Origin of the sequence: Spirosoma sp. (assembly GCF_048594605.1) — a bacterium.
In the GTDB taxonomy this organism is placed as follows: domain Bacteria; phylum Bacteroidota; class Bacteroidia; order Cytophagales; family Spirosomataceae; genus Spirosoma.
On the sequence record NZ_JBMDWV010000401.1, the window covers coordinates 21,160 to 40,675 of the forward strand.

A 19,516-nucleotide genomic window follows, 5' to 3' on the forward strand; every position below is an offset into this window, starting at 1 on the left:
TTTCGTTGGTTATACGTATCAAAACCTACACTGGTACGTTTTTTGAACTGTTTTACTCAATGATGCTATAAATATTACAACGTTATGAAAAGGAAAATATGGGTAGTGGCGGCCTTCCTGGCTGCTACTGTTGGTTTATCATCCTGTGCGTCGACCGAACGATGGCTTTATGGCAATTCACAGAATAGCCGGGAAGATATGGTGCAGAGAGATCGTACAAGCGATGACCGGGACTCTCGGGACCGGGATAATAATAGAAATGATAGAAACGAAGGAAGTATATTCAGTCGTAGAAATCGGGATCGCAATGACGATCAGCGGATGAGCCGTAACAGCTACCGCGACGAAAATTCATATAGTACGTATCGCAACCCTTACAGTAATTCGTATCGCTCATCTGATGATCGCTATGAGTCTGACCGGCCAAACCGTATGTCAGGCAGCGATTCGTACAATAATCGTTACAGCGACCGTGGCTACGATAATCGGGATTCGTACAATGATCGCTATGATGACCGACGGAACAACGACCGGTATTCCTACAACGATCGTAATAATGATAGCGACCGGGACCGTGATCGCTATGATAACCGCGATTCTTACCGGAGTCGGTCAGACTATGATAGCCGGAATAATGATCGCCAGTCGGACGATCGCTACAATGACCGGCGCAATAATGACCGGTATTCTTACAATGATCGCTATGATGATCGGTCAAACGGCGGGCGTAATTCCGATCGTGACCGCGATTATGATAATCGGGATAATCGAAATTCATATAATGATCGGGACAATAACCGCGACAACCGTCGATACGACGACCGGGATCGGAACAACTCATCTGATCGCGATAACGACCGGGATAGTCGTCGGAATGACGATCGGCGAATGGATGACCGCGACAACCGCCGGAATGATGACCGGGATCGGGACAATCGCAACGACTATAACAGCCGCGACAACCGGTCGAATGATCGGGATAATGACCGATCGAACAACCAATCTTCAGACCGTGACCGTCGTGATTTAGGCGATCGGATTTCGGATCAGATGGACAAAGTCGACAAGCAACTCGAAGAGGCCAAGGCTGAAGTTAAAAACGAAAGTCGCAAAGACCGTAAGAAACGTGAGGATCGCGTTAAAGATTTGGAAGACAAACGGGATCAGTTGCGTGAGTCTTATATCAAAGTGCAACGTTCAACGTCTGACGACTGGGATAAAGTGAAGAAAGAAGCCAACAAAACAGTCGACGATATTGGCGATTGGTTTGAAAAAATGGCCGATAAAGTTGACAAGAAATAGTAATCTTGTTAGCGCAACATGCAGAAGGGCTGATTCACTGAATCAGCCCTTCTGCTTTGTAGAGCAATCTAATGGTAAACAGTATTGATCAATCTATATTTGCGATATGGCATTAATTAAATCTGTTCGGGGAGTTTCCCCTCAATTCGGCGAAAACTGCTGGTTTGCCGATAATGCTACCATTGTCGGAGATGTAACAATGGGACGCGATTGTACGGTCTGGTTCAACGCAGTAATACGTGGCGATGTTAATTCCATTAAAATCGGTGACCGGACAAATATTCAGGATGGCGCAGTAATTCATTGTACGTATCAACGCTTTAAAACCACTATCGGAAATTACGTATCCATAGCTCACAACGCTGTGGTTCATGGGTGCACCCTTGAGGATAACGTACTGATTGGTATGGGCGCTATTGTGATGGATGGAGCCGTTATCGGCGCGGGAAGCATTATCGCTGCCGGGGCTATTGTTACTCAGAATACAACCGTTCCTCCCGGCTCTATTTATGCGGGCAATCCAGCTCGTTTTCTTAAAACGGTCTCACCAGAACAGGCGGAAATATTTAAGCGGACAGCCAACAATTACGTTATGTACGCAGATTGGTTCAAGGAATAAGATATGGACGATTTTCTGATTTATCTACGCTTAGGTTTTGATCACATTACCGACCCCGGCGGTTACGACCATATTCTGTTTGTTATCGCTCTGTGTGCTATTTACACACCTGGGCAGTGGCGGCAAGTTTTAATCCTGGTAACGGCTTTTACCATTGGTCATTCTATTACGTTGGCTTTAGCTACGCTGCAACTTATTCATTACAAAACCGCCCTGATTGAGCTACTTATTCCGATTACTATTCTTATTACAGCGGTCGTTAATTTCTTCTTCCAGGAGCCTAAGTCAAGAGGGGCAAAAACGGTCACTCAACGGAGTCGCTATGTTCTGGCCTTACTTTTTGGCTTAATTCATGGAATGGGCTTTTCAAATTACCTGCGTAGCCTGTTAGGCCGGGAAGCTAGCATTGTGAAGCCGTTGCTAGCGTTCAACCTTGGTCTTGAGCTCGGGCAACTGGTAATTGTCGGTATTATACTTACGCTGACCTATATTATCCTGAACGTAGCGCGAAGTAGCCGGTTGCGTTGGACGCTGGTAATTTCGGGGATTGTAGCCGGTATGGCTTTGTCACTTATTATTGAGAACGAGTATCTAGGCGAATTGATGAAGTGAAGACATTGTAACCACGTAGCGACTGAATTCTGCTCTACGTCAAGAGCATACCGTAGCTTTTTTGTACTTTTGTTACACTTATCAACAACTATAATTGAATACATGCAAAAGATAATTTTGCTGATAGCTGGTTTGGCCATTTCAGTTACCTCCGTTTTGGGACAGACTGCTACGCCTACCCAACGGGCCAATACACGTTTTGAGCAACTAGGGGCCCAGATGCCAACGCCCAATACGTTCCGGACGGCGTCAGGTGCGCCCGGTAAAGATTACTTCCAGAACCGCGCTGACTATGATATCAAAGCTACGCTCGATGATGCGAATCAAAAAATAACGGCTTCTGAAATCATTACGTATCATAATAACTCGTCGGACGTTTTGCCATTCCTGTGGCTCCAGTTAGATCAGAATTTATTTAAACCGGATGCTATCGGTAAATCAACGCAGACCAATAGCATTGATTCTCACCAAGGCGCAAGCCTCCGCCAACTTGATCCGAATGCTTCGATTCAGGGCAAAGATTATGGTCAGAAAATAACGGCAGTACGTGATCAATCTGGTAAGCCAATCAAATACACAATTAACCAGACCATGATGCGAATCGATTTGCCACAGCCCGTAGCACCCGGCAAATCCGTTACGTTCTCGGTCGACTGGAATTTCAAGATCGTCGATGTAAAAAGCGTAGGCGCTCGGGGTGGATATGAATATTTCCCGAAAGACGGCAACTATATATATGAAATTGCTCAATGGTTCCCAAGACTTTGTGCGTATAATGACGTAACGGGATGGCAGAACAAGCAATTTCTTGGGCGGGGAGAGTTTACATTGATCTTCGGTAATTATAAAGTCGCACTTACTGTACCTAATGATCACATTGTTGGCGCAACTGGCGAATTACAAAATCCAGCTCAGATTCTGACCGCTACGCAACAGAAACGGTGGAATGAAGCTAAAAATCGGGGTGATAAGTCCGGTGAAAACCCAGTAGTGATCGTAACGCAGGCGGAAGCCGAAGCGGCTGAAAAGGGCAAGCCAGCCGGTACTAAAACCTGGGTTTTTAAAGCAGATAACGTACGGGATTTTTCATTTGCCAGCAGCCGTAAATTCATCTGGGATGCGCTGCAGCCTACTATCGAAGGAAAACGAGTTTGGGCTATGTCGCTCTATCCTAAAGAAGCCAATCCGCTTTGGGGACAATACTCGACCCGTCTGGTCGCTCATACATTACGTTCCTATTCTCGTCGGACCATTGCTTATCCCTATCCTGTAGCGTATTCGGTTCATGGACCTGTGGGCGGCATGGAATATCCGATGATCAGCTTCAACGGCGCCCGGCCTGAACCCGACGGTACGTATTCGGTCAGTACTAAAAATTTTCTGATTGCCGTGGTAATTCATGAAGTAGGACACAACTTTTTTCCGATGATTGTGAACTCCGACGAACGTCAGTGGTCGTGGATGGATGAAGGATTGAACAGCTTTCTGGAGGGGTTAGCCTGCCTGGAATGGGATGCTGATTATCCGGCTACTGGTATAGATCCACAGCATATTGTACCCTATATGCAGCTTGATTCGACGCAACAAGTGCCTATTATGAGCAGTTCGGATAATATTCCCGGCAACACGTTCGGTCCGAATGCTTACACTAAACCGGCTACGGGCCTGAACATTTTGCGAGAAACCATAATGGGCCGTGAGCTGTTCGACTATGCTTTCAAAGAATACGCGCGTCGGTGGGCGTTCAAAAGTCCTGAACCAGCCGATTTTTTCCGTACCATGGAGGATGCCTCAGGCGTTGATCTGGACTGGTTTTGGAAAGGATGGTTCTACGGTGTACAGCCGGTTGACCAGTCACTAGTAAAAGTGGATTGGTTCCAGGTAAATTCGCTAAATCCCGACGTAACAAAGGCCGAAGCCCGAACGGAAGCGCAACGTAGAATGAACACTATTAGTAAGCAGCGAGATGCGCTCAGTAAAGACCAGACTGTGGTAGCGCAGGATAGCACTATGAAAGATTTTTATAATCGCTACGATCCTTACGCCGTTACGTCTGAAGACCGGAAGAGATACCAGGATTACGTAGCATCGCTAAGTGCCGAAGAGCGGCTACTCGCTGAGGCAGGGACAAACTTTTATACGCTTTCATTAAAAAATAAGGGCGGGCTGCCTATGCCCGTCATTGTACGGATGGAATTTGAAGATGGAACAGATTCAATTGCGCGTTTCCCCGCCGAAATATGGCGATTCAACGATGTTTCTATTCAGAAAGTAATAGCAACGAGCAAGAAGGTGAAGCAATGGACACTTGATCCATTCTACGAAATTGCCGATATCAACACCAGCGACAACTCATTTCCACCCATAACGCAGCCTACGCGGTTTCAGTTATTCCGGCAACGGCAGCGGGGAGCGGAGCCAAATCCTATGCAGCAACAGCGTCAGCAGGCACCCGCCAGACAAGGAACTGGTCGAAATTAAAGGCTACCTATTTTAACGCACAACCTACAAACTATGAGAACTATATTCATGCTGGTCGGTTTATCCCTGGGCTCGTTCAATCTGATGGCTCAGACCCCGGCTGCTACTCAAAATGCGAATACGCGTTTTGAACAACTAGGGCCAATGCTGCCCACACCCAATACGTTCCGAACAGCAGCGGGGGCGCCTGGTAAAGATTATTTTCAGAATCGTGCAGATTATGACATCAAAGTAGAGCTTGATGATGCGAATCAAAAAATTATTGGTACGGAAATCGTTACGTATCATAACAATTCAACGGATGAATTACCCTTTATCTGGCTCCAGCTTGATCAGAATTATTTTGCGAAAGGTTCAACGGGAAGCGTAACGCGGACAGGCGATTCGCCCGCCAGAGGTATGAGTATGAATGACCTCGTCAACTTGAATTCGCCCGCCCGAACCAACCTGGATCCAAAAAAAGATTATGGTTACAAGATTACGGCTGTAAAGGATGCCAAATCAGGCAAGCCTATCAAATACACCGTCAATCAGACCATGATGCGAATCGATTTACCAGCGGTTTTAAAGCCGGGTGGTAGCTATTCGTTTAATATTGACTGGAACTATTTCATTACTGAATATTATGGACGTAGTGGAATGGAATTTTTCCCCAAAGACGGCAACTACAATTACTTCATTGCTCACTGGTTCCCACGCTTATGCGCTTACAACGACGTCAACGGCTGGCAGAATAAGCAGTTTTTAGGTCAAGGGGAGTTCACACTTATTTTTGGTAATTACAAAGTAGCCATTACGGTGCCTAGTGATCATGTAGTCGGCGCAACGGGTGAGTGCCAGAATTATAAACAAGTATTAACGGCTACGCAACAAAAACGCATGGCACAGGCCGCTACGTCGAAAACGCCTGTTTTGATTGTTACGCAAGCCGAGGCCGAGGCTGCTGAGAAAGTTAAACCGGGAGCCGCAAATGGTAAGAAAACTTGGGTGTATAATGCCCAGAACGTACGGGATTTTGCTTTTGCCAGCAGCCGTAAATTCATTTGGGATGCTATGCAGACAGATGTGTATGGCGATGGCCGAAAAATCTGGAGTATGTCCTTTTATTCAAAGGAAGGTAACCCGCTATGGGGTCAATACTCTACCCGTGTGGTTGAACATACCTTAAAATCCTACGGAAACCGTACGATCAAATATCCATATCCTGTTGCTATCTCCTGTCATGCTACGGCGGGGGGCGGTATGGAATACCCAATGATTTCGTTTAACGGAGGGCGCCCCGAGCCGGATGGTACATATTCCGCTCAGACAAAAGCCGGTATGATCGGGGTTATTATCCACGAAGTAGGACATAATTTCTTTCCAATGATTGTCAACTCTGACGAACGTCAGTGGACCTGGATGGATGAGGGGCTAAATACATTCTGTCAATATCTGGCCGAAAAAGAATGGGATTATAATTTTCCGTCTCGTCGGGGAGAACCACGGGATATTGTTGATTATATGAAGTCAGATAAAGCGGTACTATCACCTATTATGACTTCGTCTGACAATGTGATTAGCTTGGGGCCAAATGCCTATGCAAAACCAGCTACAGCGTTAAATATTCTTCGGGAAACAGTGATGGGTCGCGAGCTGTTCGATTATGCCTTCAAAGAATACGCGCGTCGGTGGGCGTTCAAAAGTCCTGAACCGGCCGATTTTTTCCGTACCATGGAGGATGCCTCAGGCGTTGATCTGGACTGGTTTTGGAAAGGATGGTTCTACGTCGTTGAGCCTGTTGATCAGGATCTTGTAGAGGTAGATTGGTTCCAGATGGATTCTGGCGATCCAACGGTCAGTAAAGCTGCTGCTAAAGCCGAAGCACAACGTCGGGCTGGCACAATCAGTAAACAACGGGATGCCGCAACCCAAGCCGAGACGGTTATCGCCAGAGATTCAACAATGAAGGATTTCTATAATAGTTATGACCCTTATGCGGTTACGGATGAAGATAAGAGAAAATATCAGGCTTATTTGGCAACGTTGGGTGAAGATGAACGTAAGGCGCTTGAATCGTATGGTAGTACCAATTTTTATACAGTATCGCTGAAGAATAAAGGGGGTCTGCCTATGCCAGTTATTATTCATATGCAGTTTGAAGATGGTACGGACTCTGTTGCCCGTTTTCCTGCCGAAATATGGCGATTTAATGATGTGTCCATTAAGAAAGTAATCGCGACGCGCAAGAAAGTCAGCCAGTGGACGCTCGATCCCTTTCAGGAAATAGCTGACATTGATGACGAGAATAACTCGTTCCCACGTGTTGCTCGGCCAACACGCTTTCAGTTGTTTAGACAGAGACAGAGTTCTCAAGGGCCCAACCCTATGCAGCAACGAGCTACATCTTCGCCTGCCAGGCAAGGGAGCAGTAAGAATTAATAGCTAAGGAAGAACATACAATGGATGATTCAGGAAATTCTACACCATTATCCATTGTACATTCTTCATTATGCATTAGTTTTGCAGTCCCATTCGGGATGTAGCGCAGTCCGGTAGCGTGCTTGCATGGGGTGCAAGAGGTCGTGGGTTCGAATCCCGCCTTCCCGACGATTCTTAAGAGACGTAGCAAGCTACGTCTCTTTTTGTTGTCTACCACCTTTTGATGTTGGTACTCTACTGAACGACTTTCCTAATTTGCTTACGCCTGGATTGAGTTAAATTCCAGCAATCATCATACAGCTTCTATAAGTTTCACCCCGTATTGGCGTCTAACCGTCCATATCGTATCTCCAGCGAAGTGTTGGTTTCTATAACGGTTTCTTCAACAAAGCTCCCAACAGTAGCGGATTCTTTACTGTATTACGATGTTTATGAATAAATGTAGATTTGTTCACTTGTGCGATATTTGTATATTGCCACTACTATATCAGTGACTTTCTCTTTTGAGACTAATGCGACTAAGGGTGAATTTTTGCTGGCCGTTAGTCTTACCGGTAATTTACCTTCTGTTTGTGATGATTCACTTACATGGGGTGCCGGTGAGGGCGCAGGGGTTGCCACTGCTTAAACCTGAAATAATCAACGATCATCAAGGGTTACCACAAGCCTTTGTGCCAGCCATTTTGCAGGATCGTGCAGGCTTTATTTGGATGGCTACGCGTGACGGCCTGTGCCGATACGATGGGAATCATTTCAAGGTGTTTCAGCCGTCTACTGATACAAAGCCAGGAATTTCATCTTCCAGCCTCTTCGGTTTGGGCCTTGATCAAAAGGGACATATATGGATACTCAGTGACCATAATGACATTGACATCCTGAACCCTCTTAGGGAAACTTTCACCAATATATCCCATCAGCCCTTTTTTAAGCGAGTGTTGGATAATAAGTCCGATATTATAGATGCGCTGTATATAGATCGCAAGGGTCTTTTGTGGATTAGTTATTTATCCGATAAGATTCTTTGTGTTGATTCTGAAAATCAGCATGTTAATCAATACAAAAGGCCATCCATTCCAGGGTATTTCCCTACCTTCAGTGCTTTTGTCGAGGATAAGCAAGGGCATATGTGGATGTCTAACAAGACAGGCCTTTACCGCCTTGACCAGCGCTTGAATCGTTTTGTACTGTATCCGCTTCCTGCCAATGATATACGCGGAATTAAACTTCGACAAAACGGCGATTTATTGGTCGTTTCCAGCCGCTATATCTTTTTAGTAAAGCCTGAAGCAGGTCTGATTCGATCGGTCTCGATACCTGCTGTTACGAATTCTAAAGCAAAGACCGACTGGCATCACACCAGCATTGTTGTTGACAGCCAGGGAAATGAGTATTTTGATCAACACGAAGCCATACTACGTTTCAACGAAGAGACTGGTGTAACATTACTGGCCCGTTGCATAGAGAAAGCAAAATTCCGTAGTCTGTTCATTGATCGCTCTGACGTTCTTTGGGCAGGGACAGACAAGTCTGGTGTGCTGAAATACAATCTCAGAGCAAATTTGTTTCGGGCCATTCCTTATCAACGTGATTTTTACCACGATTTATTAATTCAAACTCTGGGAATCACAAAGATTCCGATTCCTAACGGAGCGGTTCCTTACAATTTTCGATATACGTTCGATAAAGCAGGAAAAATGTGGTTCAATATGGGTACAAATCTGGTGTACCAAATTGATCTGCATACAAAACAGGTGGTGCCTATTCCTTTTCCGGAACCACCTTTGCTACGTTATGCCTGGACTGATCCTGTTGATCCTATGGCTACAGATCCTGACGGGCAAATCTGGGTTGTTACAGATTCGATGGCGATGTATTATGAAAGTAGTAAATGGCATCCTTTTCATTTTCCAATTCGCGCTAAAGCACAAGGCCAAAGGAATAGATCGAGTCAGAGCTATGGCGTAAAAGGGTACATACTTCAGCTTACAGTAGACGAACGTGCTTTATGGATTGCAACCCGCACGGATGGTCTTTATCGAGTTGACCGGTCGAACGGTGACATTAAGAACTACACGCACGAACTTAACGATGATACCAGTCTTAGTAGCAATGAATTACTGTGTCTGTTTGATGACCCGGCAGATAAAAACATTCTGTGGATTGGTACATTCGGCAGTGGCTTATGCCGGTTAGATAAGCGGACAGGTATGTGCCGACGATTTACTACGCAAAATGGATTACCCAATAATGTAGTGTACGCGGCAATTCCCGATCAGCAGGGGCTGCTTTGGATTGCTACTAACCAGGGCATTTGCCGTATGGACCGGCAGACATTTAAAACTCGCATTTATACCCACGAAGACGGTCTGCTCGCCGACGAGTTCAATCGCTTTCATTATTTGCATCTGCCTGATAATCAAATTCTACTGGGTGGTTTAGAAGGGATTACCTCCTTTTATCCACATCAATTACATGAAGATACGTATCAACCCGCTGTTCAAATCACCGATATACAGATTAACAATCGGTCCATTCAGGCTGACGATTTGACAGATTCACTACCTGCGCAGGCGATGGATCATTTGGAACTGAACTATGATCAGAACTTCATTACAATTGCTTTTGCTGCAATGCAGTACAATCGGCAAAGTAAAATCAAGTATCGCTATCTATTGACTGGTGTTAACAGGGATTGGGTTGAAATTAGCCACCCGACAGCAGAATATACCGATCTGCGCTGGGGCAATTACAAATTGTTGCTTAATGCATCAAATACTTCTGGCATATGGAGTAAGCATGTTCGAGAGCTTACCTTAATTATTAAGCCTCCCTGGTGGGCCACCTGGTGGGCCGTTCTACTTTATGTGTTCGTTGGCCTAGGAGTTTGTTACGTATTGATACGTTCGTATCTGAGCGAACAGGAATCGAAACAACTTAAGTCTATTGATGCCATTAAAAAGCGTTTTTATACAAACATCACACATGAATTCAGAACTCCGCTGACTTTAATTCTTGCCCCTGTTGAGCAGCTGATGCTTCGTACGCATGATATAGCCGTTCAGCAGCAATTAGAAATAATTAACCAAAATGCAAACCAGTTATTAGGATTGGTTAATCAGTTACTGGAGCTATCGAAAGCGGAGGCTCATGTTCTGACATTGCGGGAAAGCCAGGGCGATTTAGTTGAATTTTTAAACCGTGTAGTACAATCATTTGAGCCGAAAGCTACGGCGAAAGGAATTCAGGTTCTTTTTCGTACTGAATGTAAAGAGGCTTACTATTGGTTTGATACTGAAAAGCTTGAACGTATAGTATATAATCTACTTGCAAACGCATTGAAATTTACACCTTCGGGCGGGCGGGTTACAATGAATTTAATGATTGATAGCCGTCATGAACTCATCAGTACCAATGCAGGCCTTGGAATAACGTCATCCATACGCCTGGAGATTTCGGATAATGGTATCGGAATTGCTGCGAATAAACTTTCTCATATTTTCAATCTATTTTATCAAATTGACAATACCAGTATTGACCAGCAAGATGGTGCAGGTATTGGATTAGCGCTTGTAAAAGAGTTAGTCGAGATTCAGCAAGGTACTATTCAGGTAGTAAGCAAGGTGAGTATAGGCACTACGTTTATCATTGATCTTCCTTATCGCCATGCCATTGCTGTATCAGCACAAGCACAGCCTGGATTAGTACATACCATAGAGACGGAACCTGTTCAGGATACGGATGTTCAGGAACCTCATTCTGATGAATCCCCAATTCTATTAGTTGTAGAAGATAACGTAGCGTTGAGCAACTTCATAGTTGATAATTTACCAGATCACTATAATGTTTATAGAGCCTCGGATGGTGGTGAAGGCTTAGAAAAAGCGCTTCAGATAGGGCCAGATCTAATAATCAGCGATGTGATGATGCCTGTAATGGATGGCTATACATTATGCAACCGGCTAAAGAAAGACCCACGTACCAGTCACATTCCTGTTATTCTATTAACTGCTAAAGTATCGATAGAGAATAGATTGCAGGGACTTTCTTCAGGCGCTGATGATTATATTGCTAAACCGTTCCATGTTCAAGAGTTACAATTGCGGATACGTAATTTACTGGAACAGCGTAAACAACTAAGGGATTGGGTACTGACGAACATAACCAATCCTGATTCTTCATCAGTTTCTGGCCCCGTTACTGAGCCCCTTATAGAAAAACTTTGTCAGATTGTTGAGCATCACCTTGATGACGCTACATTCGGCGTTGAGGAGTTGATTCTGGAAAGCGGTATGAGCCGTATGAATCTGCATCGTAAATTGAAAGCTCTGGTCAGCTTATCTACGGGAGAATTTATTCGTAATTATCGTCTTAAACGAGCTGCACAAATGTTACGGCAAGGGCATTCGGTAGCCGAAACGGCTTACCGGGTAGGTTTCGAAGACCCATCTTATTTTGCCCGTTCTTTTCGTAAGCTCTATCAATTGACACCTTCTGCTTTTGCGAAAGGCCACTAGGGAGATGTATCTGGTGTACGGATGATTTCCAATTATACTGACTGATTGGGTATTTAAAAAAAGCCTGTTAAAGACTTTATTTTGGTATTTGGTACATATGTACCTGTTTTTGATATAAAAGTACCAGTCTTTTTCAAGGCGATAGGCGGAACTTTGGAGTCAATTTATCACAAACAAATCACGCCCACTATGCAGACGAATTATCTTCCAGTTTACAAGTTCTAATTCGTTTCCTGAAAATTCAGCTTAGCAATTCGTTAAGCTTTCCTCATTTTGTAATCACTTATCAACTCTTTTCTTCGACCTATGCAGACGATTTTTACGGAAAAACATAATAATTTTAACATATGTAACAGTTTTAATGGAATAGATAATTTTGATACTATCTATAATCGATACGCTACTAAAGTTTATCAGAAGTGCCTATCGATGACAAAGGACCCTGAGGTTGCGAAGGATTTTACGCAGGACATATTCATTAAGGTCTTTTGTAAATTAGATACGTTTCAAAATCGATCTGCCTTTTTAACTTGGTTATATAGTATCTCTCATAATTATTGCCTTGACCAGCTACGGATAAGTAAACGTATGAATACTGAACCGCTGGTGGAGAATTACACGCAGGAAATAATAGAGCCCGACCAGTCAGATAACTTCCTTGCTCAATGGCATGCATTAGAAAAAGCGATGAATAAAATTCCTGTCGAGGAGGCAAAGTTGTTGCGACTTAAGCATGAACAGGGCATGTCGGTTAAGTCAATTGGTGAGCAGTATCAGATTTCTGAAAGTGCGGTTAAAATGCGGCTAAAACGTAGTCGTGATAAAGTATATCAGCTATACAATAAGCAATTGCATTGCAATAACTAGCTGATAAGCAGTAATTTCCAGAAATTATTTGACCAGCTATACTTATTAAATACCTACATCTATGAGCGATTGGGGCTGACGGCACATAGTTAGTTCTTTTTAACACAAAAATCCTGCTGAGTCAGCAGGATTTTTGTGTTAAAAGCAGTCTGAGATGCTTACGCAATTACTGGATCACTTTCAACCAAGCTGTTTTTCAGCAAATATTCAGCAATTTGTACAGCATTGGTTGCAGCCCCTTTTCTCAAATTATCAGCTACAATCCACATATTTAGGGTATTATGTTGACTTTCGTCACGACGAATACGCCCCACAAATACGTCATCTTTTCCATGAGCGGTTAGCGGCATAGGATAAACCTTATTTTTCGGATCATCCTGTACTACAACGCCTTCAGCGTTAGTTAAAATGGTGACGACATCACTAAGCTCAAAATCATTTTCAAACTCAACATTGACCGCTTCAGAATGACCACCAATGGTTGGAATGCGTACCGTTGTAGCTGTTACCTGAATCGATTCATCACCCATAATTTTCTTGGTTTCATTAACCATCTTCATTTCCTCTTTTGTATAACCATTATCGAGGAAAACATCAATGTGCGGCAACACATTTAGATCGATTGGATGCGGATACACTTTCGTCGATTCGTTATCCCCATTACGCTCGGCAAAAAGTTGATCAACAGCTGCTTTACCCGTCCCTGTTACAGACTGATATGTAGAAACGACGACACGCTTGATTTTGTAGCGATCATGCAGAGGTTTCAGTGCAACAACCATCTGAATGGTCGAGCAGTTAGGATTAGCAATAATCTTATCCTCGGCTGTTAGTACATCAGCGTTCACTTCAGGGACAACCAGTTTTTTGGTCGGGTCCATACGCCAGGCCGATGAATTATCAACAACAACAATACCTGCTTCCGCAAATTTTGGAGCTAAGGCTAACGACGTACTGCCACCCGCCGAGAAAATGGCAATGGCAGGTTTAGCAGCAATGGCATCCTCAAAGCTAACAACCGTGTACGGTTTACCTTTAAACTCCACCTGTTTACCAACCGAACGCTCGGATGCAACAGGAATGAGTTCAGTTACCGGAAAATTACGTTCTTCCAGCACCTTTAGGATTTCGCCACCGACAAGGCCTGTGGCGCCAACGACTGCGATTTTCATTTTAGCTAATGCGGTATAAACCCGCTTTTATTAAGTTAATAAATGCGGATACGTATCCGCGTTCCAATTTGGAGTGCAAAAATACGGCAAAACTTTGACGCACAGTTAATTTATTATGAAAAAAGCCAGACCTGATCTGGCGTTATACAGGCTTCCAACGATACGTCTGTCGGCTCAATTTCTTCGATTTGTTTAACAGGATCAAACAGGGACAATCCTATTTTTAAACAATCTGCACGGCATTCGCTCAAAAATCGGTCATAAAAACCTCCACCGTAGCCAACTCTGTGACCTACTTGGTCGAAAGCTAGTAAAGGAACTAGCACTATATCGATATCGACAGTTGCCACTGGTAACTGATCGCTGGTTGCCGGCTCAGGAATACCCCAGTGATTCTCAATAAGCGTAGTTTGCTGAACTAAAGAGTAATGATGTAACGTGTGCGTTGCAACATTTGTAACGGGCACTGCAATTCGTAAATCAGCGTAATTGTCCCAAAGGCTACTAATGATTATCCACGTATCGATTTCATTCTGACGTTTAATTGGTAGGAATGTATGAACCGTAGTGGGTGCGTTAGATAAATCTTTTTTTCTTAAAAAATCGAGAAAACGCCAGGCTATGAGTTGGCTACGTCGCTTTACCTCACTAGCAGTCAACGCTTTCCGTTTTGCTAAATATTCATGCCGTAGCTGCGTTTTATTCATTGAACGTAACGTCAGTATTACTCAAGGCAAAGCTGCATTCGGTAATCAAATGGGTCAAAGACCGACAGCATTTTTTGTAAAAACGTCCGATCGTTCAAGAAAAACGTCAGAAAGTTTTCGCTACGTTCCTGCAAGCCACCGTTTGGGAACAGCTCTTCTTTAACGGCTAATAATTGCCGGACTCCCGTCTCCTGATTGCGTTCTTCCGCCCGGCGCATTTTCTTCTCAAGTCGGGCTACCGCATTAGCAAATCGCTTTGTTTCGGCCAGAACCGCCTTTTCGAGCGTTGGATCAACCATCTGTGCCTTATGCAGAATAGCATCCAGAGCTTTGTTGACGGTCTTGTTCTCGTTATCGAACTTGAGTGAGTGACGGGTATGGTGATCTATAAATTCTCGTTTGAGAGTAAGCGTATCCTGAAAAAGCTCTTCTGGAGTTAAACCTAATTTGCAAATACGTTTGGCGCTTACCGATGGGACATACATAGCAAAATTGCGCGGCATCAGTAGGGGGTATGTTGTCTCAAAATGCTCGAATACACCCTTTAGCTGTAGCCAGTAAGGTACTTCCGACGGACCCCCGATGTAGGCTAAATTTGGTAGTATAGTTTCTTGATACAGAGGACGTAGCACTACATTAGGGCTGAATTTCTCAGGGTGATCGTCTAACAGAGCTAACACCTCAGTTTCTGAGAATTTTAGTTTAGTGTGAAGCACCCGGTACGTTCCATCTTCTTTGCGCTCAATACGTTCGCGTAGCTGATCATCTAAGTAAAACAGATTGATGTCGCGGGGCGTAATAACCGTTTTGTAGCCCAGGCTCTCTAATTGCTCGGTTTTCTTCTGGACTAACTCACCCGATTGCTGGTTAATAAGTTCGTCGCGCATGATTGGCGCGAAAATGCGTTTCAAAGCAGCATCGTCGGCATCCAGACAAACCAGGCCTTCTGCACCAAACAGTTCATTAACGTAATAACGAGCGGAATCAGCAAGGGTGCCATGCTTTAAATAGGCGTCTTCAAACAGGGTTAATTTCTCAGGAATTTTCTTGAAAAGAGCTTCTAATTCCTGCGGATTCATCCGCCCGACGGCACCTCGTTGTTCAGTTTGCCAGTCATAGTTTCTGCCAAACATGGAGAAATGATTGATCTCGGCAAAATCGTGGTCTTCAGTTGCCATCCAATATACAGGCACGAAGTTATAAGCTGGATAGGCTTCTTTTAACCGTTGGGCCAGCTTGATGGTCGTGATCAGTTTATAAACAATATAAAGCGGACCCGTAAAAATATTCAGTTGATGCCCTGTTGTGACTGTAAACGTATTAGAACGTAGAAGTACCGACAAATCAGGCTTATTAGCAATGGATTGGTACTGTCGTTCCAACGTATCAACAAGAATTTGGCGCTTCGACTCATCAAACGCTTTCTCCTTTATTTGTTCCTGAAAAGCTGCTAACGTAGGAAAGCGGTTGTAAAAAGGCGTAAGCTTATCTTTTTGTGTGATGTAATCGAGAAAGAGTGACGAAAACTGGCCCGTTGAGGCAAGTGACAGGTACTGACAGTCCATGCGGGTTGGGATTTATTCGGCTCAACAACAGAAAAAACCGCAAGGTTCGGAGTTTGATACGCTTGCAGGTTTATAAAATTCAGGAAACTACGTCTCCGTATAAATCGAAGTCTTCAGCACGGTTAATTCTAACGTTAGCAAAATCGCCCAGCCGAACGTACTGACTAGCTGATACCAAAACTTCATTATCAACTTCAGGCGAGTCAGCTTCAGTACGTCCAATAAAATACCCTCCTTCTTTGCGATCAAACAGAACTTTGTACGTATTACCCATTTTCTGCTGATTAAGCTCCTGAGATATACCTTGCTGAAGTTCCATGAGCTCATCGGCCCGTTCCTGCTTTACTTCGGCCGGAATATCATCGGCCATTGAAAAAGAATGCGTGTTTTCTTCGTGGGAGTATGTGAAAACGCCCATCCGATCGAAATGCATTCTTTCAACGAAGTCGTACGTTTCTTCGAACATAGCGTCAGTTTCGCCGGGATGTCCTACAATCAATGTTGTGCGCAACGTAATATCCGGTACTTTCTCCCGAATCGTATAAATCAGAGCTTCCGTTTTCTCACGCGTAATACCCCGTCGCATGATTTTCAACAATTCTGTCGAACCCGTCTGTAACGGCATATCCAGGTAGTTGCAGACGTTTGGCCGATTGCGCATTACGTCTAATACATCCAGCGGGAAGCCAGATGGATATGCGTACTGCAGCCGAATCCAATCAATTCCTTCAACATCGGCAAGCTGATTGATAAGGTCAGCGAGGTTACGCTTTTTATAAAGATCCAGACCGTAATACGTTAGGTCCTGCGCAATTAAGATTAGTTCTTTCGTGCCACGCCGAGCCAATGATTTAGCTTCTGTCAATAAATCCTCAATGGAACGCGATACGTGGTTGCCACGCATAAGCGGAATGGCGCAAAACGAACAGGGGCGGTCGCAACCTTCAGCAATTTTGAGATAAGCGTAATGCGAAGGAGTCGTAAGTAGCCGCTCACCAACCAATTCATGCTTGTAGTCGGCACGTAGCGTTTTTAGTAAACGAGGCATCTCGTTCGTACCAAACCACGCGTCAACAGTCGGTAGTTCAACTTCCAATTCGTCTTTGTATCGGTGTGATAAACAGCCCGTTACATAAACTTTATCAACTACACCTGCATCTTTCGCATCAACGTAGCGCAGAATCGTATTAATGGATTCCTCTTTGGCATTGTCTATAAAGCCGCAAGTATTAATGACAACAATATTCGCGTCATCTTTCTTCGACTCATGCGTTACGTCCATACCATTGCCCTTAAGCTGCGTAAATAGCACCTCCGAATCGACTAGATTTTTCGAGCAACCAAGCGTAACAATATTTATTTTATTTGTTCGTATTCCTTTGGTTTTCATCTAACTAACGCAGGTTTGTACCTGCGATCTTGCTATTCAGAGCGAAACTTCACCACTGTAGTGAATGGTTCGCATTATTTAAAATACCGCCTGATGCGAAATTTCGACTCTTATGTCTGATCGACGGTTTTTTGTTACGTTAACAGGAAATATATTATTCTGGCTATCAGATAGATTCGCATATAAGCCTTTAGGCTCCTGTATAATTATGGAGTATCTGCCGATAGGCAGGCTTACGCAAAACTTTCCATTTTTGTCAGATTTGACAGTTTTAACAGGTTTTGCTTCCCGAACAGATGTAATAAAGCCACTTTCTCCTTGTTCAACCTGACTTATATTCAACAAAGGAAATACCAGCACTTCCCGTTCGATGGGCTGGCCTTTACGGGCTGGCTTATCGGGACCAGGCATAAAATTTCCCTGTTTCAGGATCACTGTCCCACATATTCCCTGCGCAGGTATGTTCTTTGCCGCCTTCTTACGAACGGGTTTCTGAGCATATCCTAAACTGGCGATAAACAGGCATAAAGTGCTTAGCCACAGGAATTTGCCATGCCTTTTAAATAAACGCGTTATCATTTCTTAAAAAACGAATCAACAAATTCCATCTTATTAAATGTTTGCAGATCGTCTATTTTTTCGCCAACACCAATATACTTAACCGGAATCTTGAATTGGTCTGAGATGCCAATAACAACGCCACCTTTTGCCGTACCATCTAACTTGGTAATAGCCAGTGAGGTCACTTCGGTTGCTTTGGTAAACTCAGTAGCTTGGATAAACGCATTCTGACCTGTTGAACCATCAAGCACAAGCAATACTTCGTGAGGAGCATCGGGAGTGAATTTTTGCATCACCCGTTTTATTTTGGTCAGCTCATTCATCAGATTAACTTTCGTATGGAGCCGTCCAGCGGTATCGATAATTACTACATCAGCGCTGGTTTCAGCGGCTCTCTTTACCGCGTCGAAGGCAACTGCTGATGGGTCAGTATTCATCCCATGTGAGATGACCGGCACGCCTACGCGATCGCCCCAAAGCTTGAGCTGGTCAACGGCGGCTGCCCGGAACGTATCACCAGCTCCCAGTACAACTTTGTTACCCCGCTTATGAAACTGGGCAGCAAGCTTACCAATCGTCGTTGTTTTGCCTACGCCATTAACGCCCACAACCATAATTACGTATGGTTTTTTGTTAGCCGGCAACGCAAAATCATCGCCTACATCAGTTGTATTATTATCAGATAGCAGGGCAGCAATTTCTTCACGTAGAATACGGTCCAGCTCATCTGTACCCATGTATTTATCGCGGGCAACTCGCTCTTCAATCCGTTTGATGATTTTAACGGTTGTTTCGACACCTACGTCTGACGAAACCAAAACATTTTCCAGTTCGTCCAGAACTTCTTCGTCGACGATCGATTTGCCGACGACCGCTCGGCCGAGTTTAGAAAAGAAATTATCTTTTGTTTTCTCCAAGCCCTTGTCGAGCGTTTCTTTCTTTTCTTTCGAGAAAAAACCGAATAAAGCCATGTGAAGAGTTAGTGAATGTGGCCAGTTAGTGAATATGCTACGTTTGGTTTACAGAAAACCCCTGATTAACAGACTCACTAACAGACCTAACCGATTTTTGATAAAAAAAAGTCCCACAAACCGATTAAGGCTGTGGGACTTATGCTTTTACACAGAAAGTTGATGGCATCAAAGCTTAAGCTTTCAGCGCAGCCTGTACTTCATCAACCGGGACCATTTCTTCTTTGAAGGTGTAAGCGCCAGTTTTAGGCGACTTAACGGCTTTGATAATCTTCGCAAACGATTTACCGTTGTCCTTCGTTTTCAGGGTTGCAACTACCTTTTTAGCCATTGT

General features: G+C 44.1%; 14 protein-coding genes and 1 tRNA gene. 8 read left to right on the forward strand and 7 right to left on the reverse strand.

Annotated elements, in window-relative coordinates; all coding sequences use genetic code 11:
* Window positions 1-84 precede the first annotated feature (84 nt).
* The 8 genes from ACOJS8_RS24975 (at window position 85) to ACOJS8_RS25010 (ending at window position 12,816) form a co-directional block, all read left to right on the forward strand.
* Entirely contained in the window at window positions 85-1,302 is a 1,218-nt protein-coding gene (locus ACOJS8_RS24975) for a hypothetical protein (RefSeq protein WP_420151284.1), read from the forward strand.
* Window positions 1,303-1,408: 106 nt separating this feature from the next.
* Window positions 1,409-1,921: a gamma carbonic anhydrase family protein gene (locus ACOJS8_RS24980; RefSeq protein ID WP_420151285.1), complete on the forward strand. Its 513-nt coding sequence runs from the start codon at window positions 1,409-1,411 to the stop codon at window positions 1,919-1,921.
* Window positions 1,922-1,924: 3 nt separating this feature from the next.
* Window positions 1,925-2,533 (forward strand): HupE/UreJ family protein, encoded by a 609-nt coding sequence (locus ACOJS8_RS24985; RefSeq protein ID WP_420151286.1) that lies wholly within the window; start codon window positions 1,925-1,927, stop codon window positions 2,531-2,533.
* A 102-nt stretch (window positions 2,534-2,635) separates the two neighbouring features.
* Window positions 2,636-5,014 carry a M1 family metallopeptidase gene (locus tag ACOJS8_RS24990; protein ID WP_420151287.1) on the forward strand — a complete coding sequence of 793 codons (2,379 nt, stop codon included), beginning with the start codon at window positions 2,636-2,638 and terminating at the stop codon, window positions 5,012-5,014.
* Window positions 5,015-5,047: 33 nt separating this feature from the next.
* Window positions 5,048-7,435 carry a M1 family metallopeptidase gene (locus tag ACOJS8_RS24995; RefSeq protein WP_420151288.1) on the forward strand — a complete coding sequence of 796 codons (2,388 nt, stop codon included), beginning with the start codon at window positions 5,048-5,050 and terminating at the stop codon, window positions 7,433-7,435.
* A gap of 94 nt (window positions 7,436-7,529) precedes the next feature.
* A tRNA-Pro gene (locus ACOJS8_RS25000) sits at window positions 7,530-7,603 on the forward strand.
* Window positions 7,604-8,010: 407 nt separating this feature from the next.
* Entirely contained in the window at window positions 8,011-11,949 is a 3,939-nt protein-coding gene (locus tag ACOJS8_RS25005) for a hybrid sensor histidine kinase/response regulator transcription factor (protein WP_420151289.1), read from the forward strand.
* 429 nt (window positions 11,950-12,378) lie between these two features.
* On the forward strand, window positions 12,379-12,816 hold the full coding sequence (locus ACOJS8_RS25010; RefSeq protein ID WP_420151334.1) for an RNA polymerase sigma factor: 438 nt from the start codon (window positions 12,379-12,381) through the stop codon (window positions 12,814-12,816).
* Between the two features lie 158 nt (window positions 12,817-12,974).
* Here the strand turns inward: ACOJS8_RS25010 and ACOJS8_RS25015 are convergent, their stop codons facing one another.
* The 7 genes from ACOJS8_RS25015 to ACOJS8_RS25045 form a co-directional block, all read right to left on the reverse strand.
* Complete coding sequence (locus ACOJS8_RS25015; protein WP_420151290.1) at window positions 12,975-13,988, reverse strand: aspartate-semialdehyde dehydrogenase; 1,014 nt, start codon at window positions 13,986-13,988, stop codon at window positions 12,975-12,977.
* Window positions 13,989-14,101: 113 nt separating this feature from the next.
* A complete protein-coding gene (locus ACOJS8_RS25020) occupies window positions 14,102-14,695 on the reverse strand; it encodes a 5-formyltetrahydrofolate cyclo-ligase (RefSeq protein ID WP_420151291.1) in 594 nt (197 codons plus the stop codon).
* A 17-nt stretch (window positions 14,696-14,712) separates the two neighbouring features.
* Window positions 14,713-16,260 (reverse strand): bacillithiol biosynthesis cysteine-adding enzyme BshC, encoded by a 1,548-nt coding sequence (gene bshC, locus ACOJS8_RS25025; RefSeq protein WP_420151292.1) that lies wholly within the window; start codon window positions 16,258-16,260, stop codon window positions 14,713-14,715.
* A gap of 79 nt (window positions 16,261-16,339) precedes the next feature.
* Entirely contained in the window at window positions 16,340-17,650 is a 1,311-nt protein-coding gene (rimO, locus tag ACOJS8_RS25030; protein WP_420151293.1) for a 30S ribosomal protein S12 methylthiotransferase RimO, read from the reverse strand.
* A gap of 78 nt (window positions 17,651-17,728) precedes the next feature.
* The gene (locus tag ACOJS8_RS25035) at window positions 17,729-18,229 is read right to left on the reverse strand and encodes a hypothetical protein (RefSeq protein WP_420151294.1); all 501 of its coding nucleotides are present in this window, start codon (window positions 18,227-18,229) and stop codon (window positions 17,729-17,731) included.
* A complete protein-coding gene (gene ftsY, locus ACOJS8_RS25040) occupies window positions 18,226-19,182 on the reverse strand; it encodes a signal recognition particle-docking protein FtsY (RefSeq protein WP_420151295.1) in 957 nt (318 codons plus the stop codon). Before ftsY ends, ACOJS8_RS25035 begins: the two co-directional genes overlap by 4 nt.
* A 175-nt stretch (window positions 19,183-19,357) precedes the next feature.
* Complete coding sequence (locus ACOJS8_RS25045; RefSeq protein WP_420151296.1) at window positions 19,358-19,513, reverse strand: DUF4295 domain-containing protein; 156 nt, start codon at window positions 19,511-19,513, stop codon at window positions 19,358-19,360.
* Window positions 19,514-19,516: the final 3 nt, after the last annotated feature.